This window comes from Klebsiella sp. SYXHC3, assembly GCF_057196925.1.
The window spans coordinates 85,033-111,772 of sequence record NZ_JBXUNG010000002.1; the positions used below are offsets into that span (position 1 = coordinate 85,033).

Annotated in this window: 27 protein-coding genes and 1 pseudogene; 14 read left to right on the plus strand and 14 right to left on the minus strand. The window is 57.7% G+C overall.

Going from position 1 to position 26,740, the window contains the following annotated elements; all coding sequences use genetic code 11:
- The first annotated feature begins 4 nt into the window (after positions 1-4).
- The 4 genes from uhpB (at position 5) to AC2CGP_RS07435 (ending at position 4,956) form a co-directional block, all read left to right on the plus strand.
- Positions 5-1,489 (plus strand): signal transduction histidine-protein kinase/phosphatase UhpB, encoded by a 1,485-nt coding sequence (gene uhpB, locus AC2CGP_RS07420; RefSeq protein WP_163366375.1) that lies wholly within the window; start codon positions 5-7, stop codon positions 1,487-1,489.
- 11 nt (positions 1,490-1,500) lie between these two features.
- The gene (gene uhpC / locus AC2CGP_RS07425) at positions 1,501-2,829 is read left to right on the plus strand and encodes an MFS transporter (RefSeq protein WP_015369066.1); all 1,329 of its coding nucleotides are present in this window, start codon (positions 1,501-1,503) and stop codon (positions 2,827-2,829) included.
- Positions 2,830-2,975: 146 nt separating this feature from the next.
- Positions 2,976-4,367 carry a hexose-6-phosphate:phosphate antiporter gene (uhpT, locus tag AC2CGP_RS07430; protein ID WP_015369067.1) on the plus strand — a complete coding sequence of 464 codons (1,392 nt, stop codon included), beginning with the start codon at positions 2,976-2,978 and terminating at the stop codon, positions 4,365-4,367.
- Positions 4,368-4,503: 136 nt separating this feature from the next.
- The gene (locus tag AC2CGP_RS07435) at positions 4,504-4,956 is read left to right on the plus strand and encodes a DUF1198 family protein (RefSeq protein WP_004901545.1); all 453 of its coding nucleotides are present in this window, start codon (positions 4,504-4,506) and stop codon (positions 4,954-4,956) included.
- A 90-nt stretch (positions 4,957-5,046) separates the two neighbouring features.
- Here AC2CGP_RS07435 and AC2CGP_RS07440 read toward each other — a convergent pair whose 3' ends face one another.
- Together AC2CGP_RS07440 and AC2CGP_RS07445 are read right to left on the minus strand one after the other, a co-directional pair.
- The gene (locus tag AC2CGP_RS07440; RefSeq protein ID WP_020077637.1) at positions 5,047-5,370 is read right to left on the minus strand and encodes a helix-turn-helix domain-containing protein; all 324 of its coding nucleotides are present in this window, start codon (positions 5,368-5,370) and stop codon (positions 5,047-5,049) included.
- Positions 5,354-5,712: pseudogene (locus AC2CGP_RS07445) on the minus strand (type II toxin-antitoxin system RelE/ParE family toxin). Before AC2CGP_RS07445 ends, AC2CGP_RS07440 begins: the two are co-directional and overlap by 17 nt.
- Positions 5,713-5,923: 211 nt before the next feature.
- On the opposite strand from AC2CGP_RS07445, the gene nepI reads away from it, so the two are divergent.
- Positions 5,924-7,108, plus strand: a complete 1,185-nt coding sequence (nepI, locus tag AC2CGP_RS07450) for a purine ribonucleoside efflux pump NepI (RefSeq protein WP_015369069.1) — start codon at positions 5,924-5,926, stop codon at positions 7,106-7,108.
- A gap of 5 nt (positions 7,109-7,113) precedes the next feature.
- Here nepI and phnX read toward each other — a convergent pair whose 3' ends face one another.
- Together phnX and phnW are read right to left on the minus strand one after the other, a co-directional pair.
- Positions 7,114-7,923, minus strand: a complete 810-nt coding sequence (gene phnX, locus AC2CGP_RS07455) for a phosphonoacetaldehyde hydrolase (protein ID WP_020077638.1) — start codon at positions 7,921-7,923, stop codon at positions 7,114-7,116.
- A gap of 9 nt (positions 7,924-7,932) precedes the next feature.
- The gene (phnW, locus tag AC2CGP_RS07460; RefSeq protein ID WP_484502318.1) at positions 7,933-9,036 is read right to left on the minus strand and encodes a 2-aminoethylphosphonate--pyruvate transaminase; all 1,104 of its coding nucleotides are present in this window, start codon (positions 9,034-9,036) and stop codon (positions 7,933-7,935) included.
- Positions 9,037-9,177: 141 nt separating this feature from the next.
- Here phnW and phnR point away from each other — a divergent pair, with 141 nt between their 5' ends.
- From phnR to phnV, 5 genes are all read left to right on the plus strand, one after another.
- The gene (gene phnR, locus AC2CGP_RS07465) at positions 9,178-9,897 is read left to right on the plus strand and encodes a phosphonate utilization transcriptional regulator PhnR (RefSeq protein WP_015369072.1); all 720 of its coding nucleotides are present in this window, start codon (positions 9,178-9,180) and stop codon (positions 9,895-9,897) included.
- 179 nt (positions 9,898-10,076) lie between these two features.
- Positions 10,077-11,090, plus strand: coding sequence for a 2-aminoethylphosphonate ABC transporter substrate-binding protein (gene phnS / locus AC2CGP_RS07470; protein ID WP_045412613.1), 1,014 nt, complete (start codon positions 10,077-10,079; stop codon positions 11,088-11,090).
- Between the two features lie 5 nt (positions 11,091-11,095).
- The gene (phnT, locus tag AC2CGP_RS07475) at positions 11,096-12,208 is read left to right on the plus strand and encodes a 2-aminoethylphosphonate ABC transport system ATP-binding subunit PhnT (RefSeq protein WP_015369074.1); all 1,113 of its coding nucleotides are present in this window, start codon (positions 11,096-11,098) and stop codon (positions 12,206-12,208) included.
- Positions 12,208-13,068 (plus strand): 2-aminoethylphosphonate ABC transporter permease subunit, encoded by an 861-nt coding sequence (gene phnU, locus AC2CGP_RS07480; RefSeq protein WP_002923191.1) that lies wholly within the window; start codon positions 12,208-12,210, stop codon positions 13,066-13,068. The genes phnT and phnU overlap by 1 nt, the downstream gene beginning before the upstream one ends.
- A 2-nt stretch (positions 13,069-13,070) precedes the next feature.
- Positions 13,071-13,868, plus strand: coding sequence for a 2-aminoethylphosphonate ABC transport system, membrane component PhnV (gene phnV, locus AC2CGP_RS07485; RefSeq protein ID WP_047064056.1), 798 nt, complete (start codon positions 13,071-13,073; stop codon positions 13,866-13,868).
- A 57-nt stretch (positions 13,869-13,925) separates the two neighbouring features.
- On the opposite strand, the gene AC2CGP_RS07490 is transcribed toward phnV, so the two are convergent.
- From AC2CGP_RS07490 to AC2CGP_RS07500, 3 genes are all read right to left on the minus strand, one after another.
- Positions 13,926-15,305, minus strand: coding sequence for a carbohydrate porin (locus tag AC2CGP_RS07490; protein WP_484502319.1), 1,380 nt, complete (start codon positions 15,303-15,305; stop codon positions 13,926-13,928).
- Positions 15,306-15,581: 276 nt separating this feature from the next.
- On the minus strand, positions 15,582-16,907 hold the full coding sequence (locus AC2CGP_RS07495) for a PTS cellobiose transporter subunit IIC (RefSeq protein ID WP_015703869.1): 1,326 nt from the start codon (positions 16,905-16,907) through the stop codon (positions 15,582-15,584).
- Between the two features lie 11 nt (positions 16,908-16,918).
- Entirely contained in the window at positions 16,919-17,233 is a 315-nt protein-coding gene (locus tag AC2CGP_RS07500) for a PTS sugar transporter subunit IIB (RefSeq protein ID WP_015369080.1), read from the minus strand.
- 293 nt (positions 17,234-17,526) lie between these two features.
- Between AC2CGP_RS07500 and AC2CGP_RS07505 the strand changes: the two genes are divergently transcribed.
- The gene (locus AC2CGP_RS07505; protein ID WP_484502320.1) at positions 17,527-18,477 is read left to right on the plus strand and encodes a LacI family DNA-binding transcriptional regulator; all 951 of its coding nucleotides are present in this window, start codon (positions 17,527-17,529) and stop codon (positions 18,475-18,477) included.
- Positions 18,478-18,522: 45 nt separating this feature from the next.
- Here AC2CGP_RS07505 and AC2CGP_RS07510 read toward each other — a convergent pair whose 3' ends face one another.
- The 3 genes from AC2CGP_RS07510 to tnpA all read right to left on the minus strand — a co-directional run bounded on the left by AC2CGP_RS07510 (position 18,523) and on the right by tnpA (position 20,361).
- The gene (locus AC2CGP_RS07510) at positions 18,523-18,813 is read right to left on the minus strand and encodes a YicS family protein (RefSeq protein ID WP_015369086.1); all 291 of its coding nucleotides are present in this window, start codon (positions 18,811-18,813) and stop codon (positions 18,523-18,525) included.
- A gap of 101 nt (positions 18,814-18,914) precedes the next feature.
- Complete coding sequence (locus tag AC2CGP_RS07515; RefSeq protein WP_015369087.1) at positions 18,915-19,817, minus strand: EamA family transporter; 903 nt, start codon at positions 19,815-19,817, stop codon at positions 18,915-18,917.
- Positions 19,818-19,950: 133 nt separating this feature from the next.
- A complete protein-coding gene (tnpA, locus tag AC2CGP_RS07520) occupies positions 19,951-20,361 on the minus strand; it encodes an IS200/IS605 family transposase (RefSeq protein WP_015703865.1) in 411 nt (136 codons plus the stop codon).
- A 46-nt stretch (positions 20,362-20,407) separates the two neighbouring features.
- On the opposite strand from tnpA, the gene AC2CGP_RS07525 reads away from it, so the two are divergent.
- Positions 20,408-21,499 carry an RNA-guided endonuclease InsQ/TnpB family protein gene (locus AC2CGP_RS07525; protein WP_015703864.1) on the plus strand — a complete coding sequence of 364 codons (1,092 nt, stop codon included), beginning with the start codon at positions 20,408-20,410 and terminating at the stop codon, positions 21,497-21,499.
- 13 nt (positions 21,500-21,512) lie between these two features.
- Here the strand turns inward: AC2CGP_RS07525 and AC2CGP_RS07530 are convergent, their stop codons facing one another.
- Entirely contained in the window at positions 21,513-22,418 is a 906-nt protein-coding gene (locus AC2CGP_RS07530; RefSeq protein WP_015703863.1) for an AraC family transcriptional regulator, read from the minus strand.
- 116 nt (positions 22,419-22,534) lie between these two features.
- Between AC2CGP_RS07530 and AC2CGP_RS07535 the strand changes: the two genes are divergently transcribed.
- Positions 22,535-23,071 carry a carboxymuconolactone decarboxylase family protein gene (locus AC2CGP_RS07535; protein WP_063410216.1) on the plus strand — a complete coding sequence of 179 codons (537 nt, stop codon included), beginning with the start codon at positions 22,535-22,537 and terminating at the stop codon, positions 23,069-23,071.
- 19 nt (positions 23,072-23,090) lie between these two features.
- Here the strand turns inward: AC2CGP_RS07535 and AC2CGP_RS07540 are convergent, their stop codons facing one another.
- Together AC2CGP_RS07540 and AC2CGP_RS07545 are read right to left on the minus strand one after the other, a co-directional pair.
- Positions 23,091-23,561 (minus strand): nuclear transport factor 2 family protein, encoded by a 471-nt coding sequence (locus AC2CGP_RS07540; RefSeq protein WP_171829737.1) that lies wholly within the window; start codon positions 23,559-23,561, stop codon positions 23,091-23,093.
- Positions 23,561-24,190: a pyridoxamine 5'-phosphate oxidase family protein gene (locus tag AC2CGP_RS07545; protein WP_032709456.1), complete on the minus strand. Its 630-nt coding sequence runs from the start codon at positions 24,188-24,190 to the stop codon at positions 23,561-23,563. Before AC2CGP_RS07545 ends, AC2CGP_RS07540 begins: the two co-directional genes overlap by 1 nt.
- Positions 24,191-24,229: 39 nt before the next feature.
- On the opposite strand from AC2CGP_RS07545, the gene AC2CGP_RS07550 reads away from it, so the two are divergent.
- A complete protein-coding gene (locus tag AC2CGP_RS07550; protein ID WP_162619651.1) occupies positions 24,230-25,201 on the plus strand; it encodes a LysR substrate-binding domain-containing protein in 972 nt (323 codons plus the stop codon).
- Here AC2CGP_RS07550 and AC2CGP_RS07555 read toward each other — a convergent pair.
- The gene (locus AC2CGP_RS07555; RefSeq protein WP_015369093.1) at positions 25,198-26,691 is read right to left on the minus strand and encodes an MDR family MFS transporter; all 1,494 of its coding nucleotides are present in this window, start codon (positions 26,689-26,691) and stop codon (positions 25,198-25,200) included. The two genes, AC2CGP_RS07550 and AC2CGP_RS07555, sit on opposite strands and share 4 nt — an antisense overlap.
- Between the last annotated feature and the right edge of the window lie 49 nt (positions 26,692-26,740).

Genomic DNA, 26,740 nt, shown 5'->3' on the forward strand with positions numbered 1-26,740 from the left:
ACGATTGCTGTCGGTGATCGGCTGCGCCTTTATCTTCTCAGCCGCCTGGTTCTGCCTGTGGAGTATCAGTCTGCATCTGGTGGAACGCGCGGATTTAGCGGTGCTGCTGTTTCCCTTTGGCCTGCGTTTAGGGCTGATGCTGCAATGCCCGCGTGGCTACTGGCCGGTGCTGCTGGGAGCCGAGTGGCTGCTTATCTTCTGGCTGGCGCAGGAAGTGGCGCTGGCGCACCCGATAATATTGATGACCGGAAGTCTGCTGACCCTGCTGCCGGTGGCATTGATTTCACGCTATCGCCATCAGCGCGACTGGCTGACATTGTTGCGCCAGGGCGGGGCACTGATCGCCGCCTCGCTGCTGCAATCGCTGCCGTGGCTGGCGCAAGAAGGCAGTGAGGGACTGACCGCGCTGTTGTTGACGCTGACCGGCGGCCTGACGCTGGCGCCGACCTGCCTGGTTATCTGGCATTATCTGACCAGTACCGTCTGGCGGCCGTTGGGGCCGTCGCTGGTGTCGCAGCCGGTTAACTGGCGTGGCCGGCATCTGATCTGGTACCTGCTGCTCTTTACCGTCAGCCTGTGGCTACAGCTCGGATTGCCCGCCGAACTCTCCCGCTTTACCCCTTTTTGTCTGGCGCTGCCGATTATCGCTCTCGCCTGGCACTACGGCTGGCAGGGGGCGCTGATCGCCACCCTGATGAACGCCATTGCGCTGATTGCCAGCCAGACCTGGCACGATCACCCGGTTGATTTATTGCTTTCACTGCTGGCGCAGAGCCTGACCGGACTGCTGCTGGGCGCGGGGATCCAGCGATTGCGCGAGCTTAACCTGTCGCTACAGAACGAGCTGGCGCGTAATCGGCGGCTGGCGGAACGCCTGCTGGAAACGGAAGAGAGCGTGCGGCGTGACGTGGCGCGCGAGCTCCACGATGATATTGGCCAGACTATCACGGCAATTCGCACCCAGGCGGGGATCGTGCAGCGTCTGGCGCCAAACAACGCCAGCGTACGGCAGAGCGGCCAGTTGATAGAACAGCTGTCGCTGGGGGTTTACGACTCTGTGCGAAGACTGCTTGGTCGTCTGCGTCCGCGCCAGCTTGATGATCTGCCGCTTGAACAGGCGGTACGTTCGTTGATGCGTGAAATGGAACTGGAAGACCGCGGTATCGTCAGTCATCTCGAATGGCGGATTAACGAGGCGGGACTGAGCGAAAACCAGCGTGTGACGCTGTTTCGCGTTTGCCAGGAGGGACTGAATAATATCGTCAAGCACGCCAGCGCCAGCGCCGTCACCCTACAGGGCTGGCAGCAGGATGGGCAATTGATGCTGGTGCTGGAAGATGACGGCTGCGGCCTGCCGCCGGGGTCGAATCTGCAGGGGTTCGGCCTGACCGGCATGCGTGAGCGCGTGACCGCGCTGGGCGGTACGTTAACTATCTCCTGCACACACGGTACCCGCGTGTGCGTCAATTTACCGCTGCGTTACGCCTGAAAGGAGCGCCGATGTTTGCCTTTTTAAAAGCGCCGCCGGACGCCGCGCCAATTAGCGATAAACGCGAGCTGGACGAGCGTTATCGTTACTGGCGTCGCCATATTCTGCTTACCATCTGGCTTGGTTACGCGCTGTTTTATTTCACCCGCAAAAGCTTTAATGCCGCGGTTCCCGAGATCCTCGCCAGTAACGTGCTGACCCGCAGCGATATCGGCCTGCTGGCCACGCTGTTTTACATCACTTACGGGCTGTCGAAATTTTTCTCCGGTATCGTCAGCGACCGCTCCGACGCCCGCTATTTTATGGGGCTGGGGCTGATTGCCACCGGGGTGGTGAATATTCTGTTCGGTTTTTCCACTTCGCTATGGGCCTTCGCGCTGCTGTGGGCGCTGAATGCCTTCTTCCAGGGCTGGGGCTCGCCGGTGTGCGCCCGGCTGCTGACGGCCTGGTATTCGCGGACCGAACGCGGCGGCTGGTGGGCGCTATGGAATACCGCGCATAACGTCGGCGGCGCGCTGATCCCAATGGTGGTGGGGGCGGCGGCGCTGCATTACGGCTGGCGAATGGGGATGACGATTGCCGGCTGTCTGGCGATCCTCGCCGGACTGTATCTGTGCTGGCGGCTGCGCGATCGCCCGCAGGCGGTGGGGTTACCCGCCGTGGGCGACTGGCGTCACGATGCGCTGGAAATCGCCCAGCAGCAGGAAGGCGCAGGGCTGACGCGCAAAGAGATCCTGACCCGCTACGTGCTGGCCAATCCCTATATCTGGCTGCTGTCGCTGTGCTATGTGCTGGTGTACGTGGTGCGGGCGGCGATTAACGACTGGGGCAATCTGTATATGTCGGAGACGCTTGGCGTCGATCTGGTGACCGCTAACTCGGCGGTGACCATGTTTGAGCTGGGCGGTTTTATCGGCGCGCTGGTGGCGGGGTGGGGCTCGGATAAGCTGTTTAACGGCAATCGCGGGCCGATGAATCTGATTTTCGCCGCCGGAATTTTGTTGTCGGTTGGCGGGCTGTGGCTGATGCCGTTTGCCAGCTACGTCATGCAGGCGGCCTGCTTCTTCACCACCGGGTTCTTCGTTTTCGGCCCGCAAATGCTAATTGGCATGGCGGCGGCGGAATGTTCGCATAAAGAAGCCGCCGGGGCGGCCACCGGGTTTGTCGGCCTGTTCGCTTATCTTGGCGCCTCGCTTTCCGGCTGGCCGCTGGCGCAGGTGATGGATATCTGGCACTGGACCGGATTCTTCGTGGTGATTGCGATTGCCGCCGGCATTTCCGCGCTGCTGCTGCTGCCGTTTTTAAACGCGCAGGCGCCGCGTACCGCCAGCGAAGCGTGATGTAGCTCACCCTTTGGCCGCGAACGGGGCAAAACTAAGAAATTTTCCCGGTTTTACCTGGAAGCCGTCTCAGGCCAGACGGCGCGCGGGTTTTTACAATGCCTGGTTATTACGCAGGCATAAAAAAATCAGCTCAGGAGATACCCATGCTGGCCTTTCTGAATCAGGTGCGCAAGCCGACCCTGGATCTGCCGCTCGATGTGCGGCGCAAAATGTGGTTCAAACCTTTCATGCAGTCCTATCTGGTGGTTTTCATCGGCTACCTGACCATGTACCTGATCCGCAAAAACTTTAACATCGCGCAGAACGACATGATCTCCACCTACGGGTTGAGCATGACGCAGCTGGGGATGATTGGCCTGGGCTTTTCCATTACCTACGGCGTGGGCAAGACGCTCGTCTCTTATTATGCCGACGGTAAAAATACCAAGCAGTTCCTGCCGTTTATGCTGATCCTCTCCGCCATCTGTATGCTGGGCTTTAGCGCCAGCATGGGGGCGGGTTCAACCAGCCTGTTCCTGATGATTGCCTTCTATGCGCTGAGCGGTTTCTTCCAGAGCACCGGCGGTTCGTGCAGCTATTCCACCATCACCAAGTGGACGCCCAGACGCAAACGCGGCACCTTCCTCGGCTTCTGGAATATCTCTCACAACCTCGGCGGCGCGGGCGCGGCGGGCGTGGCGCTGTTTGGCGCCAACTATCTGTTCGACGGTCACGTGATCGGCATGTTTATCTTCCCGTCGATTATTGCGCTGATCGTCGGTTTTATTGGCCTGCGCTACGGTAGCGACTCTCCGGAATCCTACGGCCTTGGCACGGCGGAAGAGCTGTTTGGCGAAGCGATCAGCGAAGAGGACAAAGAGACCGAAGAAAATGCGATGACCAAGTGGCAGATCTTTGTCGAGTATGTGCTGAAAAACAAAGTGATCTGGCTGCTGTGCTTCTCCAACATCTTCCTCTACGTGGTGCGTATCGGTATCGATCAGTGGTCCACCGTGTATGCTTTCCAGGAGCTGAAGCTGTCTAAAGAGGTGGCGATTCAGGGCTTTACCCTGTTTGAAGTCGGCGCGCTGGTTGGCACGCTACTGTGGGGCTGGTTGTCGGACTTGGCCAACGGCCGCCGCGCGCTGGTGGCCTGCGTCGCACTGGCGCTGATTATCGCCACCCTCGGGGTTTACCAACATGCCAGCAACCAGTACGTCTATCTGGCCTCGTTGTTTGCGCTGGGCTTCCTGGTGTTTGGTCCGCAGCTGTTGATCGGCGTCGCCGCTGTCGGCTTTGTGCCGAAAAAAGCGATCGGCGCCGCCGATGGAATCAAGGGCACTTTCGCCTATCTGATTGGCGATAGCTTCGCCAAGCTGGGTCTTGGGATGATCGCCGACGGCACGCCGGTCTTCGGCCTGACCGGCTGGGCCGGCACCTTTGCGGCGCTGGACGCCGCCGCCATCGGCTGTATCTGCCTGATGGCCATCGTGGCTATCTTCGAAGAGCGTAAAATTCGCCGCGAGAAAAAGAATCGAGTTTTGCAGACTGCCTGATTCACCAGGTATTTGGTAACCTTGCCCGGCCATTGCGCCGGGCTTTTTTATTTCTTGCGTAATATGCCAGGTCCGACAGTCGACAGCAGGCAAATTCCCATTATGATAGTGAGGCTGCGATTGGATGAGAGGATGCATGATCTGGATAGGACTGGCCACCCTGGTAGTGGTATTTGTTGTGGGATTTCGGGTGCTTACCTCTGATTCACGCCGCGCGATTCGTCGCCTGAGCGAACGCCTTGGCATTACGCCTGTTCCGTTGGAATCGATGATCGATCAACTGGGAAAAACCGCCGGTAATGAGTATTTGCGTTACCTGGAGCGGCCGAATGAAGCACATTTGCAGAACGCCGCGCAGGTGCTGCTCATCTGGCAGGTCGCGATTGTCGACGCCAGCGAAAAAAACCTGCATTACTGGTATCGCCTGATGCAAAAAGCGCGATTAGCGGCGCCGATTACCGACGCGCAGATCCGCCTGGCGCAAGGTTTTCTGCGCGAGCTGGACCCGGATGTGAGCGATTTACATAACCTACAGCAGCGCTATAACGACCTGTTTCTCCCGGAAGACGGCGTGCACTGGCTGCACTGATCTCATTGTTATCCGGCCTGTGGTTCAAAACCATATCTCCCTTACGTTCCTTGTAGGCCGGATAAGCGTAAGCGCCATCCGGCAGAATGACTACAGTAGGATTTTCAGGCCGTGTTTTTGTACGACGCTAAGCAATTTTAATGACATTCCGCTCGGTCGTTTAGCGCCAGTCTCCCATTTTTGCACGGTAGACACGCTGGTATTCAGATAACGAGCGAACACGGGTTGGCTAACATTGAGTTGTTCACGTAGCGCTTTAATTTCAATGGGTTGAAGTGCGACTACGCTACCGAGACATGATTCATCAAAATGGCGCATTGTTTCCTGTGGGATTGCGCCAACGCTGAATAGCCCCGACGCAGCGCTATGGATCGCTTCGAAAGCCGGGCTTTTGTATTTATTTTTTGCTGTCATCGCAAATCTCCACCAGTTCTTTACTTTTAACTAAGGCCGTCGTTTTCTCTTCAGAGAGATTGGCATAGTGTTTTGCTAACTCACGAAACCCCATTAATTCGCGATGGTTGATATTGGCCATATCCTGTTTGGCATATAGAAAGGTATAAAACCAATACCCTGCGCTTTTGGTAAGGATGATTGCGCGATCGCGATTCTTGTTGAGTCGCTTTTTATAAACCCTCCTCCTAAATCAACCACTTTGCCCTGAAGCGCAGATTGAATTGCCTGATAGAGCTCGTCGTCGGAAATGCCATGAGAGCTAGCCTCTCTGGCGAACCATTTGGTTTTAAAGATACGCATTGCTGACATCCTGTCGTTAAAAGTATAGCACATAGTGCTATATTAAATTCTCCTGAGATTTGTTAAAGCGATAGCAAGCATCGTTTTTTTAAACATGCGAGCAGCTACGCATCCTCTTATGAAAAGCGAGAAGAGTTGCGAAAACGTTAAGTACGTCACATACAAAATGTTACACTGCGCAGCTTTCCGCCACTTTCTTCGCAGGTCACTCATGAGTCATTCAAATGAAACCAAACCCCATGCACGCGATCTCGCGCGGCCAAACTGGTCGGCGGTCTTCGCGGTTGCTTTCTGCGTCGCCTGCCTGATTACCGTCGAGTTTTTGCCGGTCAGCCTGTTAACGCCGATGGCGCTGGATTTAGGCATCTCCGAAGGGATGGCCGGGCAGTCGGTGACGACGACGGCATTCGTCGCGATGTTTTCCAGCCTGTTTATCACCACGGTGATAGGTAAAACCGATCGCCGCTACGTGGTTATCCTGTTTTCGCTGCTGCTGACCCTTTCTTGCCTGCTGGTATCGTTTGCCGATAGCTTCACCCTGCTACTGCTGGGGCGCGCTTGTCTGGGCCTGGCGCTCGGCGGTTTCTGGGCGATGTCGGCATCGCTGACCATGCGTCTGGTGCCGATGCGCGTGGTGCCGAAAGCGCTATCAATTATTTTCGGCGCGGTATCAATCGCGCTGGTGATCGCCGCCCCGTTGGGCAGTTTCCTTGGCGGGCTTATCGGCTGGCGCAACGTCTTTAACGGCGCGGCGGTGATGGGCGTGCTGTGTACGCTCTGGGTGCTGAAAGCGCTGCCGTCGCTGCCGGGTGAATCGGCGGCTCAGCAGCAAAATATGTTTGGTCTGCTGAAGCGTCCGGGTGTGATGGCCGGGATGTGCGCCATTTTCATGGCCTTTGCCGGACAGTTCGCCTTCTTTACCTATATTCGCCCGGTATACATGACACTCGCCGGTTTTGACGTCGACGGCCTGACGCTGGTGCTGCTGAGCTTTGGTATCGCCAGCTTTATCGGCACCTCGCTCTCCTCGGTGGTGCTGAAGCGCTCGGTCAAAGCGGCGCTGGCGATTTCGCCGCTGGTGCTGACCGCCTGCGCGGCGGCGCTGGTACTGTGGGGAGAAAGCAAAATCGTCGCCTCGACGGTGGCGATTATCTGGGGCTTCGCGTTTGCGCTGATCCCGGTGGGGTGGTCAACGTGGATCACCCGTTCGCTCTCCGATCAGGCGGAAAAAGCCGGGTCGATTCAGGTGGCGGTGATCCAGCTTGCCAACACCTGCGGCGCCGCGGTCGGCGGCGTTGCGCTCGACCACTTAGGGCTGCTGTCGCCGCTGGTGTTGTCAGGAATATTAATGCTGTTTACCGGCCTGCTGGTGACGACCAAAGTGAAGGTGAATTAACCCGCTTACGGCCGTTCGCCTTTTGCCAGCCGGGCGTTGATGTCGGCAATCACTTCCGGCAGATCCGCCAGGGTATCAACCACATAGTGAGCCCCGGCGGCATACAGTTTGCCTGCCGCCCGCTCGCGACGGGTGGCGATTTCCTCTTTCGACATCGCCTGGTACTCCTCCCAGGTAGCGCCGAATTCGTTACCGGACACCGCCAGCCCGACGCTCCACATCCCGGCATGTAACCCTTCGCTGATGCCCGGTGCGGCATCATCGACCTTCACGCAGTGGGCCACATCGTCTATGCCCAGGGTAATCACGTTCTGCAACGCCATCCACGGGCCCGGACGACCGCCGACGGCAAGATCATCGGTGGCGACCCAGTGGTCCGGGACGTAGCCCTGAGCGGCAGCGGACGGTACCAGCTTTTCCATCACCGGGCGTGGATAACCCGAGCAGGAGCCGATCTTCAGGCCCTCGGCGCGAAACGCGGCGATAGTGTCGACAACGCCGGCAATCGGTGCGGAAAAATCGACAACCTTAGCGATTTGCAGCGGCATAAACGCGGCGTAGATCGCATCGATATCGGCGGCAGTCATCGCGCGGCCGAATTTGGCCTGCCAGCGGCTATCGACAGCAGGGAGTTTGCCCAGCGCCTCAATGTGCTGCCACTTGCCAAGCCCCATCGGCACGCGGGCCTCTTCAAGGGTGATCTCAATATCGAAGGCCTGGCGGAAGGCCTCGACGAAAATTTGCGTCGGGGCGAAAGAGCCGAAGTCTACAGTGGTGCCTGCCCAGTCAAGGATCAGTGCGCTAATACGGTTCATGGCGGTTCCTTATTGTTTCCAGTACATGGCGTTGTCGATAGCCGCCAGCAGGGCGGTGATATCGGCGTCGTAGACTTCGCCAATGTTGCCGATGCGGAAGCAATCGCTTTGCGATACTTTGCCCGGATAGATAACGAAGCCCTGATCTTTCAGCTTCTGGTAGAAGGTGTGAAAGCGATACTGCGGCGCATCCGGTGAATAAAAGGCGGTAATGATCGGCGAGTGCAGGCTATCGTCGAGCAGTGGCCGGAAGCCGAGCGCGCGCATCCCGGCGACCAGACGGCGTTGATTGTTGCGGTAGCGCTGATAGCGGGCGCTAACGCCGCCCTCCTGCGCCAGCTCTTTCAGCGCCTGGGCAAAGGCCAGCACGGTATGGGTCGGCGAGGTGAAGCGCCACTTACCGTGGTTATCTTCCATGCAGCGCCACTGGGCGTACAGATCCAGTGATAGCGAGCGCGAACGGCCTTTGCAAGCGGCCAGTTCCGCTTCGCGAGCAATCACGAAGGCAAAGCCCGGTACGCCCTGAATGCATTTGTTGGCGGAGCTTATCAGGTAATCAATATTCAGCACGGCGATATCCAACGGAATGCCGCCAAAGCTGCTCATCGCATCGACGATATAGCGTTTATCGTACCGTTTTGCCAGTTCGGCTACCTCTTCGATCGGATTCAGCATGCCGGTGGTGGTTTCGCTATGTACCATCGCGATATGGGTGATCGCCGGGTCGTTCTGCAGGATCTGTTCGATCGCCGCCGCGTCAGGACGGGAGACTTCGCCGCAGTCGTAAGGGTGGCAGGCGATACCCATCAGTTGCGCCATTTCAATCATACGCGCGCCATAGGCGCCATTGCTGACGATCAGCACTTTACCTTGTTCGCCGATGACGCTGCCGAGTACCGCTTCGACCGCGTAGCTGCCGCTACCCTGCAGTAGCACCGCCGTATAACCGTCGGCCGGGGTAGCCAACTGCACCAGCTGCTGGCGAATGGTCTGTACCACGCCGAGATTGTAATCATCATCCCAGGTACAGCTATCGAACAACATCGCCTCTTTTACCGTACGGGAGGTGGTTAGCGGGCCGGGGGTCAGCAGCAAGTAGTTCCGTGAAGTCATTTATCTCACCATTTGGTCTATACCAGATTTATATTTATCATGGAGACAAAGCCGGGGCAGGGTCAAAGGAAATGTGGCGCTGCAACAAAAAATTCATCTGGCTATGTATAATGAGCGCACGAAAAGTGGCAGTGAGTAAACATGAAATCACCCTCTGGCGAGATGCCGCAATACCTGATGATTAAGGCGCAGCTGCAGGCGCGTATTCAAAACGGCGCGTTGAAAAGCGGCGATAAGCTGCCTTCAGAGCGCGAACTGTGCGCGCTGTTCAACACGACCCGGATTACGGTACGCGAGAGCCTGGCGCAGCTGGAGGCCAGCGGCGTGATTTACCGCGCCGACCGCCGCGGCTGGTTCGTGACGCCGGAGCGTCTGTGGTTGGATCCGACGCAGAACACCAACTTCCACAAGCTGTGTCTCGAGCAGGGGCGCGAACCGAAAACGGTGCTGCTTGAAGGGCGCTTAACCGCCGTGCCGCTGGACGTGATGGCCCCGCTGGCGCTGCAGCCCTTCGATCAGGTTTACCTGCTGACGCGGCTGCGCTATGCCGACGGCCGGCCGGTGTGCTACTGCGAAAACCATTGTCTGCCCGCGCGGGTGCCGGAGCTGCTGCGCCACGATCTTAACGGCAGTCTGACCGAGATTTATCAAACTCAGTACGACCTGATCTATACCAGTATGCATCTGTCGTTTTATCCCACTTCAATGCCGCCGCAGGCTGCCGAAGCATTGGGGGTGATGGAAGGGCGCCCGGCGCTGCTGCTGCGCCGGCTGAATTACGATCAGCATGGGCGTATTCTCGATTACGATATTGAATACTGGCGGCATGACAGCCTGCGGATCGAAGTCGATACACATTGATTTTATTAGTTAAATTTTTTGATCTCCCCGGTGGCGCTAGCGCTTACCGGGGCTACGCACTTCCCCTCGTTTTAACTCTTTCGACACACTTCTTTCATCGTTTTGTCATAAACCCCCGGTAGCGTGAAAGCAAATCTGGTCTACACCAGAATAACTGACTATCCGATGAGGCTTAAACGATGAAACTCTCCCGACTTGCTCTGCTGTCCCTGTTCGCGCTGACCAGCTCTCCGGTTTGGGCGGACGGCGTCGTCACGGTTTACTCCGCCGACGGCCTGCATGATGGCGATAACAGCTGGTATCAGAGCCAGTTCGACGCCTTCACCAAAGCGACTGGCATCAAAGTGCAGTATGTGGAAGGCGGCTCCGGCGCGATCGTCGAACGTCTGGCGAAGGAGCGCACCAATCCGCAGGCTGACGTGCTGGTCACGGTGCCGCCGTTTATCCAGCGCGCCGCGAAAGAGCAATTGCTGGCAACCTTTACCCCGCAAGGTAGCGCGCAGATCCCCGGCGCTAACGACCGCTACGCGCCGCTGGTGAATAACTATCTGACCTTCATCTATAACGGCCAGTTGCTGAAAACCGCGCCGGCCAGCTGGCAGGATCTGCTGGATAGCCGCTTTAAGAACAAGTTGCAGTACTCCACGCCGGGGCAGGCGGGCGACGGTACCGCGGTGATGCTGCAGGCGTTCCACAGCCTCGGCGGTAAAGACGCCGGTTTTGCGTATCTGGGTAAGCTGCAGGCCAATAACGTTGGCCCATCGGCCTCGACCGGCAAGCTGACTGCGCTGGTCAATAAAGGCGAGCTGTACGTCGCCAACGGCGATTTGCAGATGAACCTGTCGCAGATGGCGCGTAACCCGAACGTTAAAATTTTTTGGCCGGCGGATGATAAAGGCGAGCGCAGCGCGCTGGCGCTGCCCTACACCATCGGGTTGGTACAGAACGGACCGAACAGCGAAAACGGCAAGAAGCTGATCAATTTCCTGCTGGATAAACCGGCGCAATCCAGCGTCAGCGCGCTCTCCTGGGGCCTGCCGGTACGCAGCGATGTGGCGCCGGATGACGCTAACTTTAAGGCGGCGAAAGCGGCGCTCGACGGCGTGAAGAGCTGGGAGCCGAACTGGGATGATGTCGCGGTATCGCTGTCGGCTGACATTGCCCGCTGGCATAAAGTGACCGATAGCGAGTAAGCCTGATGTTGATGAAAACCACCGTCACTTCTTCCCCGTCGCTGGCGGGGACTTCCGGGATCACCCTGGACTCGCTGCGTGTTTCATACCACGGCAACGTGGTCTTAAAACCGCTGTCATTGACCATTGAACCCGGTGAGGTGCTGGCGCTGATAGGCCCTTCCGGTTCCGGGAAAACCACGGTGCTGCGGGCGATTGCCGGTTTTGTGCAACCGGCTGGCGGTCGGATCCTGATCGGCGATACTGACGTCACCCAGCTGCCGCCGTACAAACGCGGGCTGGCGATGGTGGTGCAGAACTACGCGCTGTTCCCGCATATGAAGGTGGAAGATAACGTTGCTTTCGGCCTGCGGGCGCAGAAGCAGCCCAGGGGGCTTATCGCCGAGCGGGTGACCGAAGCCTTAAAAATCGTCGGTATGGCGGATTACGCCACCCGCTACCCGCATCAGCTTTCCGGCGGCCAGCAGCAGCGCGTCGCGATAGCCCGCGCGATTGCCGTGCGTCCTCGGGTACTGTTGCTTGATGAACCGCTGTCGGCGCTGGATGCGCAAATTCGTCATAACATGGTGGAAGAGATTGCCCGTCTGCATCGCGAACTGCCGGAACTGACCATTCTCTACGTCACCCACGATCAGACCGAAGCGCTGACCCTGGCGGACAAAATCGGCATCATGAAAGACGGTTCGCTGATCGCCCACGGCGAAACGCACGAGCTCTATCACTATCCGCCGAACCGCTTTAGCGCCGAATTCCTCGGCCGCGCCAATATCCTGCAGGCGACGGCGCTGAAAGACAGCACCGAGCCGGGGCTGGTTAGCGTGAGCTGTGGCGGCGGCCTGATTAACGCCTTCAGCCGGGGCGGCCTGCATGGTAACAACAAGCTGTTATGCATTCGCCCGCAGCACATGAGCCTGGCGCCGCGATCGGCAACCAGTAATCGTCTCAATGCTACCCTGACCTCGGTACACTGGCAGGGCGATCTGACGCATCTGCTGTGCGATGTTGCCGGCGAAGCGGTGCGGATCGTCATGACCCACGTGAACCCGCTGCCGCGCGCGGGGGACAAGCTGGCGCTCTACTTCGAACCTGGCGATGCGGTTCTGATCGAGGTGCAATAATGGCGCAAACCCTCACGCTTGCGCGTCCGGCGCGAAACTTACGCCCTTACCTGTGGCTGGCATTGCCGCTGCTGGTGCTGGCGACGCTATTTTTCTATCCGCTACTGTTGATCGCCGAACAGGCATTACGTGACGCCAGCGGCAACCTGAGCCTCGAGACTTTCTGGCAGGTGATTGACTCAAAACGCTTTATTGGCGCGCTGCTCAATACCTTACAGATTGCAGTGTTCGCCACCCTTGGCTGCCTGGTGCTCGGCAGCGTGCTGGCGCTGATTCTGGTCTTTATTCCGTTCCCCGGCAGCCAACTGGTGAGCCGGGTCATTGATACTTTTATTGCGCTGCCGACCTTCCTGATTACCCTCGCATTCACCTTTATTTACGGCTCGGCGGGGCTGCTCAACGGCACCCTGATGGCGTTGTTTGCTTTTGAACTGCCGCCGGTAGACTTTCTCTATTCAATAAACGGCGTGATTCTGGCGGAGATTACCGTCTTTACGCCGCTGGTGATGCGCCCGCTGATGGCGGGACTGCGGCAGATAGATAAGAGCCAGCTGGAAGCGGCGAGTATTCTCGGCGCCCATCCGCTACGGGTGATTACCCAGGTTATCTTCCCGGCGGCGCTACCGGCGCTGATGGCGGGCGGCAGCCTGTGCCTGCTGTTGACCACTAACGAGTTCGGTATCGTGCTGTTTATTGGCGCCAAAGGGGTTAATACCCTGCCGATGATGGTCTACAGCAAGGCGATTCTGGAGTCGGATTACAGCGTGGCCTGCATGATTGCGCTGATTAATATTCTGCTGTCGCTGGGGCTGTTTATGCTCTATCGGCTGGCGGCGGCGCGCACTGGCGTAAGGAGTTAACGATGTTGATTTGGTCGCGTAAAGGCCGCGCGGCGGCGGGCGCGCTGGCGGTGACGCTTTTTGCCGGCATTTTCCTGCTGCCGTTGGCGGTGATTTTACTCTCCAGCCTGAGTAAACAATGGAACGGCCTGCTGCCCACCGGCTTTACCTTTACCCACTTTGTTAACGCCTTTCGCGGCGCGGCGTGGGATTCGCTGTTTTCGAGCCTGATGGTGGGCTTCTGCGCCAGCCTTCTGGCGCTGCTGTGCGGGATGTGGGCGGCGCTGGCGCTGCGCCAGTATGGTGCGAAGTTACAGAAATATCTTGGCCTGGCGTTTTATCTGCCCAGCGCTATCCCCTCGGTTTCCGTCGGACTGGGCATTCTGGTGGCGTTCAGCCAGGGGCCGCTGCAGATGAATGGTACTTTTTGGATCGTCCTGGCGGCGCACTTTGTACTGATTTCCGCCTTTACCTTCAGCAACGTAACGACCGGGCTGGCGCGGATTTCCGCCGATATTGAAAACGTCGCCTCCAGTCTTGGCGCCTCGCCGTGGTATCGCCTGCGTCATGTGACGCTGCCGCTGATGACGCCGTGGATGATTTCAGCGCTGGCGCTGAGCTTATCGCTGTCGATGGGGGAACTGGGCGCGACGGTGATGATCTATCCGCCGGGCTGGACGACGCTGCCGGTGACTATTTTCAGCCTCACCGATCGCGGCAATATCGCCGATGGCTCGGCGCTGACCATTGTGCTGGTGGGCGTCACGCTGCTGTTGATGATGAAGCTTGAGCGCATCGCCCGCCGATTAAGCCAGAGATAAGTTGTACCCGGAGCTGTAGCCCGGCTCAGCGTAGCGCCAGCCGGGAATCGGATTGCCTCAGAACCACGCCTCAAACATACCGCCGATGTTCAGCGAATCCAGCCGCTCGTCGCTGGTGCCGTCTACTTTCGCGGTGTGTTCGTTATCCACCTGGCCGCCGGTCACATAGAAGCGCAGCATCGGGCGGAACTCCGGACCCATACCGATGGCGATGTTCTGCGACAGCGTCAGCTTCCAGCCGTGGTTATCCCCGCCCTGGTCGTAGTCAACGCGCTGGTAGCCCGCTTCCAGCCAGGTCGAGTGCACATCGTTCCAGAAGTACATTGGCCGGACGATCGCGCCGTAGTTTTTACGGTTATCGGTATTATCCTTGCCGTTGTCGTAGTCGTGGAAGGCCAGCAGATACTCGATCTGCGCCTGCTGGGTGAACTTATGGCTGCCCTCGAAGCTGGCGTAGACCGTGGTCAGGTCGTCGGTTTTGTTGTAGACGCTGTTATCCGAGTTGTCGGAGTAGCGCAGGATCACCTTATTCACCCCGCTGTCGTTGCTATGGCTCAGCACCAGCCCGCCCTGCCAGGCATCGAGGCGCGCGTCGCTGTCCACCGCTTTTGAGTCAAAGCCGTAGTTGGCGTACACCTCGACGTCGATCGGCCCGGCCTTGATGTTGTGGGTTTTGGTGGTCAGCGCGTAGTGGCCGTTATCGCCGGTATCCGAGCTGCCGGTACAGGTGATGCGCGACGGGTTGGTCTCATCGGCCATCACTTCCGGGCTACAGGATTTCACCTGCGACACCGTCGCCACGTCGAACTGCACGCCGCCGATATCGAAGTTCTTCACCCCCGCGCCCTGACCGTCGTGGTTCATCCAGAAGTAGTCGTTGATCCCCTGTTGCGGGCGCTGGTGGAAATCGCGGCCGGCCCAGATATAGGCGTTGGGGTTGGATTCGAGGACGTTGGTGACGCCGACGTAGGCTTTTTTCAGGTTAACCTCGTCGCTCCAGTGGTCAAACATGACGTTGAGATCCCAGATGGCTCCCTGCGCGCTTTTGAATGCTTTGCTGATCTGGAATTCGCCTCCGTTGCTTTCGTTACCGAGACGGCCAATCGCCGAGGCGCCGTTATAGGAGCCGTCGACGCCGACATATTTCTGGTCGCCGGTCTGGAAATGGGCGCCATAGCGGGCGTAGCCGCTAAATTTCAGGCCGAAAGGGATCGCCATATCCGGCGAAGCGGCGGTGGTCTGCGGGTTGGTCATCACGTCGACCTTTTTATCGGCCGCGGCATCAATTTTAGCCTGGCGGTCGGCCAGCGCTTTATCAACCGCTTTGGCGACGATGGCGTCGATCTGTTCCTGGGTAAAATCCTGCGCCAGTACGGAAATTGGGCACAGCGCGGCGATAACCGCCATGGCCAATGGCAGCTTTTTAACTGTATTCATGGTTATCTCACTTTAATAATTAATATATGCAGACAATAACCGCCCCATTCTGGTTAAAATAAAAATAACCAAAATAAGCTGATTTGTTTTTTCAGGGTACAGCTACGCCGGAGAATAAATATCTTACTCTCAGTGGCGAAATTTAACGGCTAGTACAAATGCAGATGTATTAATTTTTTCTCAAAATATATTTCCTGAGGTTATTGCGTTTATAATCAGATTATTTGGCGAAAATCCCTTTTCCGCATAAATACATATTTTCAGGTAATACAGGAATTACTGGCTAACGGCCCCGGCGACCGGTGCAACGCTTTTCGCCTTTTCGACTTCATTCTTTATTAATGAACGCTCATAGGCGCGCAGGAATGGCAGATAAATCACTGCCGACATCACCATGCAGATAACGCACATCACCACCGGGCTTAAAGTCCAGTTAGCCGCCCACGAGGCGCCAATCGGCGCGGGCGTCGTCCACGGCGTCAGCGACACCACCTGGCTCAGCCAGCCAAGGCGGGTTGCGCCGTAAGCCAGCACCGCGTTGACCATCGGCACGCAGACGAAGGGGATAAACATCATTGGGTTCATGATGATCGGCGCGCCGAACAGAATCGGTTCATTGATATTAAAGAAGCTCGGCACGATGCCCATTTTACCAATAGTCCGCAGATGCGTGACCCGGCTACGCAGCAGCAGGAAGGCCAGCGGCAGGGTCGAGCCGACGCCGCCAATCAGCAAATAGTGATCCCAGAAGCCCTGCAGGTAAACGTGCGGCAGCGCCGCGCCGGCCGCCAGTGCCGCCTGGTTTGCCGACAGGTTGGCCATCCAGAACGGGTTCATAATGCCGGTGACGATAAGCGAGCCGTGAATACCGGCGAACCAGAAAATCTGGCACATCAGCACCGACAGCAGAATCGCCGGCAGCGAATCGGAGGCGGAGACCAGCGGTTCCAGCAGATGCATAATCGCCTGCGGTAGGATCATGCCGGTTTGCGCCTCAATGAACAGGTTGAGCGGATGCAGAGTACCGATGACCACCAGTACCGGAATGAGGATCTCAAACGAACGGGCGACGCCGGTCGGCACCTCTTTCGGCAGGCGAATGGTCACGTTGTTTTGCTTCAGCCAGGCGTAAACGCGGGTGGAGTAGATGGCGGTGATCAGCGCGGTGAAAATGCCCTGGCCGGATAAATACTGAGTAGAAATTTTGCCATCGGCATAGGGCGCGGCGACCAGCAGGAAGGCCATAAACGCCAGCAGGCCGGACATGACCGGATCGAGCTGGAACTGGCGTCCGAGGCTGGCGCCGATGCCGACCGAGATAAAGAAGGTCATAACGCCCATGCTGAGGTTAAACGGCAGCATCAGCTGTTCACGGTACTGCTGGGAAAAATCCAGCCAGCCGCGGGCAAAACCGTTAGTGGTCTCCGGCGAGAAAGGCGGAAAGATAAATACCAGCATGAAAGAGCCGATGATCATGAACGGCAATGCGGCGGTAAAGCCATCGCGGATGGCGATAACATATTTCTGTTGCCCAAGGCGTCCTGCCAGCGGAGTAATAGACTGCTCGATCACGGCAATCATCGACTGATACAGAGAACTCATTTGAACACCTCTTAGTGCGCCGCGGCGATCAGCGACAGGGCATAATTCAGAACGTTATCTCCCCGCTGCATTCCGTAATCCATCGTATCGATAGGCTGGACGGGAATATTCAGGGGAGCGGCTTTCTCGCTAAGCATTTTCAGCATGTATTTGACCTGGGGGCCAAGCAGCACCACCTGGTATTGTGGAAACTGCATATCAAATTCGGCAACGCCATAGGCGTCAATCTGCACCGGCAGGTCGCGTTCCTTTGCGGCATCCACCATTTTCCTCACCAGCAGACTGGTGGACATCCCGGCGGAGCAACACAGCATAATCTTGTACATCGACGGCTTTCCTCATATGTAAAAAGTTATTGCGAGGATGATTTGATATCAGACGGAAACCGGTTTCCATTTATAAAAAACAGAACTGTGAGCGCGGTCAATAACTCACCGTTAGCGGGCTTACTAATTAGATTTCGCTCACAAAATAATGTCGATTTGGCGTGGTTTTTTGCCGAAATGGAAAATCGGTTTCCAAATAAAAAAGGAAACGGCTATACTGCCGCTGGTTATAATTGAAGCGATTCAGGACACAGCGTTACAGGGGCTAAGCCGCACCTGCCAGGGGAAAAAAGATGTCGACAATCAATGATGTATCACGGTTAGCCGGGGTATCGAAAGCCACGGTTTCGCGCGTGCTGAGCGGTTCGCGCGGGGTAAAAGAAGCCAGCCGCCAGGCGGTGCTTCAGGCGGCGGAAACGCTGAACTACCGGCCCAATATGATTGCCCAATCCTTACTGAGCCAGTCGACGGGCTGTATCGGCGTGATTTGCGCGCAGGACAACATCAATCAGACCACCAGCTATCTCTACGCCCTGGAAAAACAGCTCAGCCAGCATCAGAAGCATCTACTGCTGCGCTTCGCCAATAACCGCGGCGACGTATTAAGCGCGCTGGATGAACTCACCTGTGGCCTGTGCGATGACGTGCTGATCATCGGCGCGCGCTTTCCGCTGCAGATCGAGCGCCCCGATGTGGTGCTGATTGATTGTCTGGACAGCGATGGCGAGAACAGTATTCAGTTTGATCACGCCTTCGCCGCGGAAACCGCCTGTCATTATCTGATTAATCAGGGGCGGCGGCAGATTGCGCTGATCCATCCGCAGGGGAGCGGCTTTGCCGATCAGGTGCTGCTGGGCTATAAGCATGCGCTGGAGAAGAATTTCCTGCCGTTTAATCGCAACCTGGTCTTCCTGGACTGCGCCTCGTCGTCGGTGGCGGTGCAGGAGTTGATGAATAACGCCACTACCCTGAACTTTAATGCGCTGTTGGTGAGCGATGAACTGCAGGCGCAGCGGGTAGTGCCGCAGCTGCAGGCGTTTAACCGCGCGGTGCCGGAAAAAGTAATGGTCTTCAGTCTCGCGGGTTCGCTGCAGATGCCGGGTATTCCGACCATCCCGGCGATTGAGTATTCGATGGATGCGATGGCTTCGCGGATCGTCAACTGGCTGATCGGCAAAAGCCCGCAGCCCGGCGGCAGCCTGCTGCGCGGCGACTTAATTATTCCCGAGCGTTGGGGGAAATAAAAAAACCGTCGCGGCAGGCAACGGTTTTCCTGATAATTCAGCCCGTTATTTCTCCGGGCAGCGAATTTTATCAATGGCGGCTAGATAGCCTTTTTGATTATTGCGCTCTTTCGCCAGCGTCGCTTCGCGAACGTAACTCTGGTTGTCTTTCGAGGCGAGGATTTTATTGGCGAAATCGGTATCGCTGAGGGTGCTCGCCGGGGCGCATTTTTCCTTCACCGCTTTCAACACCTGCTGTTTTTGCTGCTCAAACTGCAGGCTTTGCAGCGGCGATTCGGCCCACGCCGCGCTGGCGCTAAGGGCAGTAACCAGACACAACATCCAACACGCTTTCATGGCGCTTCTCCTTCACTTTTCGCTTCAGTCAACTATATGCGCAGCAGGTGAATTGCGCAAATGTTAGACACTTTTTGTTGTTTAAAATCAGACGATTGCTATTACGCCGCGCGTACCCGCCGCCGGGAATCCACCGCGATAAGAATGACCGAAGAGAGAATCAACAGCGTCCCCAGCCAGTCCGGCAGAGTAAAGGTAATGCCCAACAGCAATAGAGAGAGCAGGGCGCTGCTCAGCGGCTCGGCGCAGCTGAGGATCCCGGCTTTCGCGCCGCCAATTTTCTGAGCGCCGTTGAGATACAGGCTGAAGGTCAGCGAGGTGCCGATCACCACGAGATAGAAAAACGCGAGCAGAAGACGGCCGTTCACTACAAAGTTCGCGCTCTGGCTGCCATAAAACGGCAACAGCATCGCCCCGCCAATCAGCATGCTCCAGCCGACGATCGGCAGCGTGCCGTAGCGGGCGATAAGAGTTGAGGGATAGGTGGTATAAAACGCCGCCGCGAAGGCTGAGGCGATCCCCCAGAACAGCGCCGCCGGCGAGATGGAGAGCGAGGTTGGGTTGCCGTGGGTGACCAGCAGGAAGGTGCCGGCAAGCGAGGTGCCAATCGCCAGTAGCACAAAGGGACTGGGCCGCGCCTTACGCGCCAGCGCGAACCAGGCGACGATAATCGTCGGCGACAAAAACTGTAGCACCGTGGCGGTGGCGGCGTTCGACTTCTCGATAGTCATCAGGAAGGTGTACTGCACGGTTAACGCGCCGACCAGCGAGAAAAACAGCAGGCTGAGGGCATCTTTGCGGTTTTGCATAACGCGGAAAATTTTGTCGCCGTGAACGAAGGCGAGCATCAGCAAAATCAGCCCGGCGAACAGCAGGCGGATCATGGTCAGATAGGGCGATGACATCTGACTTTGCTGCATAATGTACTGCGCGCAGACCCCGGAACTGCCCCACAGGACGGCGGCGATCAATACGTTCAACATCCCTCTTTTGCTGGAACCCATTTTTCCCTCGCGTGAAATAGCGCAAAGCAGGAATCATAGCATGGCGGCGACGCGGCGCGTGTTTTACCAGGGGTTTCGCGGAAAGCCCCTTCCTTTGAGGTCGGGGATGTAGAGCGAAGCGCCCGCCAGGGCGCTAATGAGGCCGGTTCTGATCCTCAATGTATTTCTTAATCACTTCAAGGGGCGCACCGCCCACGCTGCCAGCGAAATAAGACGGCGACCATAGAGCGTCTGACTTCCAGGCGGGTTTATGCAGGTCTGGATGATGCAACTTCATCTTGCGGCTGCTAACCCCTTTTAGGCTGTTAACTAGCTTGCTGATTGACACCTTCGGCGGGAAGTTAAGCAGCATGTGAACGTGATCCGACTCACCGTTAAACTCCACCAGTTCGCATTCAAACAGCTCGCAAACGTTGCGACAAATCCCCTCAAGCGTTTCCAGGTGCGCTTCATTAAAGACACGCCCGCGATACTTCGTTATGAAGATTAAATGACAGTGCAGCATGAAAACGCAATGTCGCCCCGTTCGATATGTTAAGTCCATAGACCAACCTTGCAAAAGTGATTTTATGCGAGTAGCGTAGCTCGTTATGAGCATTCAGACCAAAACTTTATCAGTCAGAGTTAAAGACCGCCACGCCGCCGTTTTGCGGCAGATGGCCTTTGAGGTCAATCAGGTCTTTAATCTGGCAAACGAGATAACCAGCGAGGCATACAGCAACGCTGGCGTTTTTGGTGCGCAGGTTCCAAAGTGGTTAACCGCGTTTGATGTTCAGAAGATGACAACCGGCATACAGCGTGAGCGCGGCTATTCCATCGGCAGCGCTACAGTGCAGGAAGTGATCGCTCACCACGGCAAGGCGCGGAAACAGTTCAAGCGTTCCCGCCTGCGCTGGCGCGTCAGTGGCGGCGCTCGCCGTTCGCTGGGCTGGGTGCCGTTCAAATCAAAGCAGGCGCAGTGGCAAAACGGCTGCGTTAAGTTCGCCGGGCACTACTTTAAAGTTTGGGATAGCTACGGTCTTGCGGGCTACAAATTCCGCGCAGGCAGTTTTTCCGAAGATAGCCGGGGGCGATGGTACTTCAATATCTGCGTAGAGGTTGCGACCGTCCATACCACGGGCGCGACCGCTGTCGGCATAGACCTCGGGTTAAAGGATACCGCCACGGTATCCGATGGCAGCAAACTGATCGCCGGTCGTTTTTATCGCGACCTGCAACCAGCATTAGGCAAGGCGCAACAGGCAGGCAAAAAAGCCCGTGTACGCGCCATCTACGCCAAAATTAAGAATCGCCGCAAAGATGCCCTGCACAAGTTCAGCACGGCGCTGGTAAACAGCCATGCGGCGATATTCGTAGGCGATGTGAGCAGCAGCAAGTTAGCCAAAACCAAAATGGCTAAAAGCGTCTTGGACGCTGGCTGGGCGATGCTCAAAACACAACTGGAATATAAAGCGATTGCGCGCTCAGTGGTGTTCGAAGTGGTCAACGAAAGGTATTCCACCCAGGCTTGTTCGTGTTGCGGGGCTATCTCCAACAACAGTCCGAAAGGTAGAGCAGGTTTGCGAATAAGAGAATGGACTTGTTGTGAGTGCGGAACCGCTCATGATCGCGACGTTAACGCCGCAAAGAACATTCTCGCGGCAGGACATTGCCGTCTAGCTGTAGGAATCCCCGTCCTTTAGGGCGGAGAGGATGTCAATGCCGACGCCACTCGCCCGGCGTCATGCCGTAGTGTTTTTTAAAGGTTTTCGCAAACGAAGCCTGTGATTGAAAACCGCAGCGTTCGGCAATCACTTCCAGCCGCGCCTGGCGATCGAGATGCAGCAGGCGAGCGGCCATCGCCATCCGCAGTTGCGACAGCCACGCCTGCGGCGTCAGATGATAGACGCGGGCAAAATGGCGGGCGAAGGTGGCGCGCGATAAAAACGCCCGCGCCGCCATGCTCTCGATAGTCCAAGGCTGTTCCGGCGCGGCCAGCACCGCGAGAACGGCCGGCATCAGCCGCGCATCGCTCATCAGGCGCAACAGGCCGCCCGGCGGCTCCTGCGCGCCGAGCAGGGTACGTAACAGCAGTACCAGCAGCGTATCGCCAAGACTGCGTACGATAGCGCTGCCGCCGGGATGTTCCGCCAGGCTTTCGCGTACCAGCACGTTAAGCAAAATATCCAGTTCCGGGCAATCTTCGCGCTCATCGGTATGTAAATGGATCAGCGCCGACTCTTCGGCGAACAGCCAGTTGACGTGCGGGCCGAAGTAAAACTCGCCGCACAGCATCTCCAGCGCATCGCTCTCTTCGGCGGTGCGGACTTCCGTCAGCGTGCCGTTAAAGCGGTGGGCGACGGGCAGTACCTGACCCCACTCCACCAGGCTCTCCATCAGATGCGGCGAACCGTGCGGCAGCAGGATCACGTCGCCGGCGCGCATGTGGCGGGTTTGATGACCGACGGTTAGGCGCCCTTCGCCGCGCAACACAAAGTGCCACGGCACCACGCCCGCTCGCATTTGATCGTGTCCGGCCTGCCAGCGGCCGCCGAAACGGCAATGCAGATTCACTTCGCAACGCGGGGCCAGCAGCGTCAACAGATGGCTCAAACTATCCATGCGACTCCTGAGACGATAAGACAAAAAAATGAGACGAAGAGCGCCAGTCTAGCACGTCGCCGACCACTAAGATGTCTCCATTGCCACAACATACCCTCAAATAACAGGAGTACACCATGAGCCGTTTAGCCGATATCCGTGAACAAGAGGCCACCGGTAAAGCCGCCGATATTTTCGCCGGAATTAAAAAAGCGATGGGTAAAGTGCCGAATGCCTATCTGACCATCGGCGGCCACTCGCCGGCGGCGCTGCAGCAGGCGCTGGCGCACAACGCGATGCTGCATAAAAGCAGCCTTAGCGCGCAGGAGCTGGAGGCGATTAATTTATCGGTCAGCGAAGCGACCGGCTGTGATTACTGCCTGGCCGCCCATACCCTGATGGCCAAAAAAGCGGGCTTCAGCGGCGAGCAAATCCACGCCCTGCGCCGCGGCGAGTATACGGAAGATGCGCACCTGGACGCGCTGGTGAAATTCGCCCAAACCCTGGTGACCACCACCGGTACGCTGCCGGAAGCGGATGTCGCCGCGCTGCGTCACGCCGGTTTTAGCGACCAGCAGGTGATTGAGATCATCAGTGCCGTCAGCGCCATCCTGTTCACCAACATGGTGAACCGGGTTAACGACACGGTAGTGGACTTCCCGAAAGCCGATTAACCCGTCGTCGCGCGCCTGTTTACAGTCCCAATTCGCTTAGCCCCGGATGATCGTCAGGGCGGCGACCCTGGGGCCAGTGGAACAGGCGCTCGCTTTCCGCGATCGGCAAATCGTTGATGCAGGCGTAGCGCGTGGACATTAGCCCGTGCTCATCAAACTGCCAGTTTTCATTGCCGTATGAACGAAACCAGTTGCCGCTGTCGTCGCACCACTCGTAGGCGAAGCGTACGGCGATGCGATTATCCTGCCACGCCCAAAGCTCCTTAATCAGCCGGTATTGCAGCTCTTTACGCCATTTTCGCTGCAGAAACGCCACGATTTGCCCCCGTCCGTGGACAAATTCGCTGCGGTTGCGCCATTCGCTATCCACGGTATAAGCCAGCGCGACTTTTTGCGCATCGCGGCTGTTCCAGCAATCTTCGGCGGCGCGCACCTTCTGCGCGGCGCTATCGCGGGTAAACGGCGGTAACGGGGGACGTTGTTCGCTCATCAAAACTCTCCTTTTGGGGATAATTGTTGCTGCAGGCGCTGATTCTCCTGCTCCAGTTCATGAATACGCTCTTGCAGGCTCTGGCTGTATTCCGCGACCTGCTGTGCGCTGTAGCGCGGCGTAATGTGCTGCGGGCAGTTCCAGTCAAAAGCCTGCAGATGAAAACGAAACAGGCGTTCGATGCGGGCGCGATAGTTTGTCGGCGTCACTAATGCCAGCAGCTCAGGCTGCTCTTCCGCCGCCAGCACCTCGACGGTGGCGTAGATTTTCAGCCTGGCACGGCGCGGATAATCCATCAAAAAGAGGCAGGCCCGGTCGCTGCCGCGCAGGTTGCCGGTGGTGATGTACTGGCGATTACCGCCGAAATCGGCCATGGCCAGCGTGGTGTCATCCAGCAGGCGCAGAAAACCCGGCGGGCCGCCGCGATGCTGAATGTAGGGCCAGCCGCTTTGCGACACCGTCGCCAGATAAAAACTGTCGCGGGTAGCGATCATCCCCTCTTCGCTGGCGCCGAAGCGATCCGCCTGACGGCGGCTGTGCGGCGTTTGCCACAGCTGGTCGCTGCCCATTTCATGTTGCACATCCATGACATCCGGGGTGATAGCGATATCGAGAAAGGTTGCTGCCATAACGCCTCCTGAAGGTAGGGGGCTATCATGGACTGTGCTGTGAAAAATGATAATACTGCTTATCTGGTAATCATCTTTCCGAAAAGCGGGAGAATAATGGACCGATTAAGCGCTATGGCGCTGCTGGTGAAAGTCACTGAACTGGGCAGTATGTCGGCGGCGGCGCGGGCGCTGAATACGCCGTTGACTACCGTGAGCCGTAATATCGGCGAGCTGGAGAGCGCGCTGGGAGTCCGTTTATTGACGCGCACCACCCGTAAACTCACCCTCACCGATGCCGGCGTCGATTATGTCGCCGCCGCGCGGCGAATCCTCGAAGAGGTGGAAAACGCCGAACGCCGGGCAACGGGTGAATACCAGGAGCCGAAGGGCGAGCTGGTGATCTCCGCGCCGACGATGTTTGGTCGCCAGCACGTTCTGCCAGTCATTAGTGAATTTATTGCCCGTTATCCGCAAATTCGCGTACGTTTGTTACTTAGCGACAGTAATGCCGATCTGGTCGACGACCATATCGATCTGGCGGTACGGATTGGCGAACTGGCTGATAGCAGCATGGTGGCGACCCGGCTCGGCGCGATGCGCATTGTCGCCTGCGCCCATCCCGCGCTGTTGGCGAAATACGGCGAACCGCAGCGTCCGCGCGATCTGGCGGCGCTGCCGATCATCCGTATTGAATCGCCGATGCCCTATCGCGGCTGGCGCTTTCGCGCCGTTGAGCGCGAGGACCAGCTCATTCATCTGCCGCCGGTGTTAGCCGTCACCACGCCGGAGAGCGCCGCCGATGCCGCGCGGCTGGGCGTTGGCGTGGCCCGCTTGCTACACTACCAGGCGCTGGATGGCCTGCGCTGCGGGGAACTGCGTCTGCTGCTGGAAAGCGTCGAGCCGGAGCCCGCGCCGGTTCATTTGTTATATACCGCGCGGGAGCTGGCTCCGCTTAAGCTGCGGAAATTTATCGATTTTGCCGCGCCGGCGCTGCGCCAGTCCTTGCTACGCATTGCCGGGGCCGCTTAATGCGCCGCGGTTTTCAGCGGCGCCTCCTTCAATAGCCAGGAAAGGACAAACGCGACGGCCATAATGCAGGCCGCCATCAGGAATGCCGCATGGATCGCCGCGCCGAAGGCGTCGAGATAATCGAGACGGATCGCCGCTGGCAGATGCTGTACCGCCACCGGGTTCATGGCTGGCGGCAGCACCGCGCCCTCCGGCAGCAGTTTCTGCAGGTTATTTTGCAGCACATGGGTAAAGACCGCGCCGAACAATGCCACGCCGATGGAGCCGCCAATCGAGCGGAACAGAGTCACGCCGGAAGTGGCGACGCCGTACATCTGCGCCGGCATCGCATTCTGTACCGCCAGCACCAGTACCTGCATCACCAGCCCCAGGCCCGCGCCGAGCACGCCGGTAAACAGGTATAACTGCCACATTGGCGAATGTATGGTGATGCGGGTCAGCAGCACCATGCCGGTCACGCCGAGCAGGGTACCGATAATCGGGAAAATCCGGTATTTCCCGGTGTGGCTAATCACCCGGCCGCTGATGATCGAGGTCAGCAACAGGCCGCCCATCAGCGGGATTAACTGTAACCCGGCCTCGGTTGGCGTCGCCTCTTTCACCACCTGCAGATAGAGCGGCAGGAAAGTGACCGAACCGAACAGCGACATGCCGATAACAAAGCCAATCAGACTACACAGCAGGAAGCTGCGGTTGCGGAATAGCGACAGCGGAATAATCGGCTCGGCGGCGATCCGTTCTTCATAGATAAAGCCGATGATCCCCACGATGCCGAAGGCCAGAATGCACCACAGCTGCGGGTCATTCCACGCATGGACGCTGCCGCCTTCGGAGGTAAACAGGATGATGCACAACAGCGCCATGCTGAGGTAAATCGCCCCCAGCCAGTCAATCTGATGCTGGCTACGTTTGTTGCTGCTGTGGAATACCGCGCCGATGACCAGCAACGCGAACAGACCCAGCGGCAGGTTGATATAGAAAATCCAGCGCCACGAGGCGTGCTGTACCAGGAAACCGCCGATCAGCGGGCCGATAACCGTCGCCAGGCCGAAGACGCCGCCGAACAGCCCCTGATAGCGTCCGCGGTTGGCTGGTGGGATAACGTCGGCGACCGCCGCCATGCTGATCACCATCAGGCCGCCGCCGCCGAGCCCCTGTAGCGCGCGCATCAGTACCAATTGCGTCATGTTTTGCGCCAGCCCGCAGAGCGCGGAACCGGCAAGAAACAGCACGATCGCCACCTGCAGCACGATTTTACGCCCGAACAGGTCGCCGAATTTACCGTACAGCGGCACCACGATGGTCGAGCTGAGGATATAGGCGGTGACCACCCACGAGAGTTTATCCAGCCCGCCGAGCTCGCCAACGATAGTAGGCAAGGCGGTGGAGACAATGGTCTGGTCCAGCGCCGACAGCAGCATCACCAGCAGCAGGGCGCTGAACAGCAGGCGGATTGAGGGCGCCGGTTGGTTTGCGACTTCAGATGTCATTGCATCACTCGCTTGAAATTAATTAAATGCATAATTAATATTTAGGGAA

Excerpts from the sequence above, each read along its gene's own strand:
- uhpC (WP_015369066.1), top strand. The coding sequence starts at position 1,501 with ATGTTTGCCTTTTTAAAAGCGCCGCCGGACGCCGCGCCAATTAGCGAT.
- uhpT (WP_015369067.1), top strand. The coding sequence starts at position 2,976 with ATGCTGGCCTTTCTGAATCAGGTGCGCAAGCCGACCCTGGATCTGCCG.
- AC2CGP_RS07435 (WP_004901545.1), top strand. The coding sequence starts at position 4,504 with ATGATCTGGATAGGACTGGCCACCCTGGTAGTGGTATTTGTTGTGGGA.
- AC2CGP_RS07440 (WP_020077637.1), bottom strand. The coding sequence starts at position 5,370 with ATGACAGCAAAAAATAAATACAAAAGCCCGGCTTTCGAAGCGATCCAT.
- nepI (WP_015369069.1), top strand. The coding sequence starts at position 5,924 with ATGAGTCATTCAAATGAAACCAAACCCCATGCACGCGATCTCGCGCGG.
- phnX (WP_020077638.1), bottom strand. The coding sequence starts at position 7,923 with ATGAACCGTATTAGCGCACTGATCCTTGACTGGGCAGGCACCACTGTA.
- phnW (WP_484502318.1), bottom strand. The coding sequence starts at position 9,036 with ATGACTTCACGGAACTACTTGCTGCTGACCCCCGGCCCGCTAACCACC.
- phnR (WP_015369072.1), top strand. The coding sequence starts at position 9,178 with ATGAAATCACCCTCTGGCGAGATGCCGCAATACCTGATGATTAAGGCG.
- phnS (WP_045412613.1), top strand. The coding sequence starts at position 10,077 with ATGAAACTCTCCCGACTTGCTCTGCTGTCCCTGTTCGCGCTGACCAGC.
- phnT (WP_015369074.1), top strand. The coding sequence starts at position 11,096 with ATGTTGATGAAAACCACCGTCACTTCTTCCCCGTCGCTGGCGGGGACT.
- phnU (WP_002923191.1), top strand. The coding sequence starts at position 12,208 with ATGGCGCAAACCCTCACGCTTGCGCGTCCGGCGCGAAACTTACGCCCT.
- phnV (WP_047064056.1), top strand. The coding sequence starts at position 13,071 with ATGTTGATTTGGTCGCGTAAAGGCCGCGCGGCGGCGGGCGCGCTGGCG.
- AC2CGP_RS07490 (WP_484502319.1), bottom strand. The coding sequence starts at position 15,305 with ATGAATACAGTTAAAAAGCTGCCATTGGCCATGGCGGTTATCGCCGCG.
- AC2CGP_RS07495 (WP_015703869.1), bottom strand. The coding sequence starts at position 16,907 with ATGAGTTCTCTGTATCAGTCGATGATTGCCGTGATCGAGCAGTCTATT.
- AC2CGP_RS07500 (WP_015369080.1), bottom strand. The coding sequence starts at position 17,233 with ATGTACAAGATTATGCTGTGTTGCTCCGCCGGGATGTCCACCAGTCTG.
- AC2CGP_RS07505 (WP_484502320.1), top strand. The coding sequence starts at position 17,527 with ATGTCGACAATCAATGATGTATCACGGTTAGCCGGGGTATCGAAAGCC.
- AC2CGP_RS07510 (WP_015369086.1), bottom strand. The coding sequence starts at position 18,813 with ATGAAAGCGTGTTGGATGTTGTGTCTGGTTACTGCCCTTAGCGCCAGC.
- AC2CGP_RS07515 (WP_015369087.1), bottom strand. The coding sequence starts at position 19,817 with ATGGGTTCCAGCAAAAGAGGGATGTTGAACGTATTGATCGCCGCCGTC.
- tnpA (WP_015703865.1), bottom strand. The coding sequence starts at position 20,361 with ATGGACTTAACATATCGAACGGGGCGACATTGCGTTTTCATGCTGCAC.
- AC2CGP_RS07525 (WP_015703864.1), top strand. The coding sequence starts at position 20,408 with ATGAGCATTCAGACCAAAACTTTATCAGTCAGAGTTAAAGACCGCCAC.
- AC2CGP_RS07530 (WP_015703863.1), bottom strand. The coding sequence starts at position 22,418 with ATGGATAGTTTGAGCCATCTGTTGACGCTGCTGGCCCCGCGTTGCGAA.
- AC2CGP_RS07535 (WP_063410216.1), top strand. The coding sequence starts at position 22,535 with ATGAGCCGTTTAGCCGATATCCGTGAACAAGAGGCCACCGGTAAAGCC.
- AC2CGP_RS07540 (WP_171829737.1), bottom strand. The coding sequence starts at position 23,561 with ATGAGCGAACAACGTCCCCCGTTACCGCCGTTTACCCGCGATAGCGCC.
- AC2CGP_RS07545 (WP_032709456.1), bottom strand. The coding sequence starts at position 24,190 with ATGGCAGCAACCTTTCTCGATATCGCTATCACCCCGGATGTCATGGAT.
- AC2CGP_RS07555 (WP_015369093.1), bottom strand. The coding sequence starts at position 26,691 with ATGACATCTGAAGTCGCAAACCAACCGGCGCCCTCAATCCGCCTGCTG.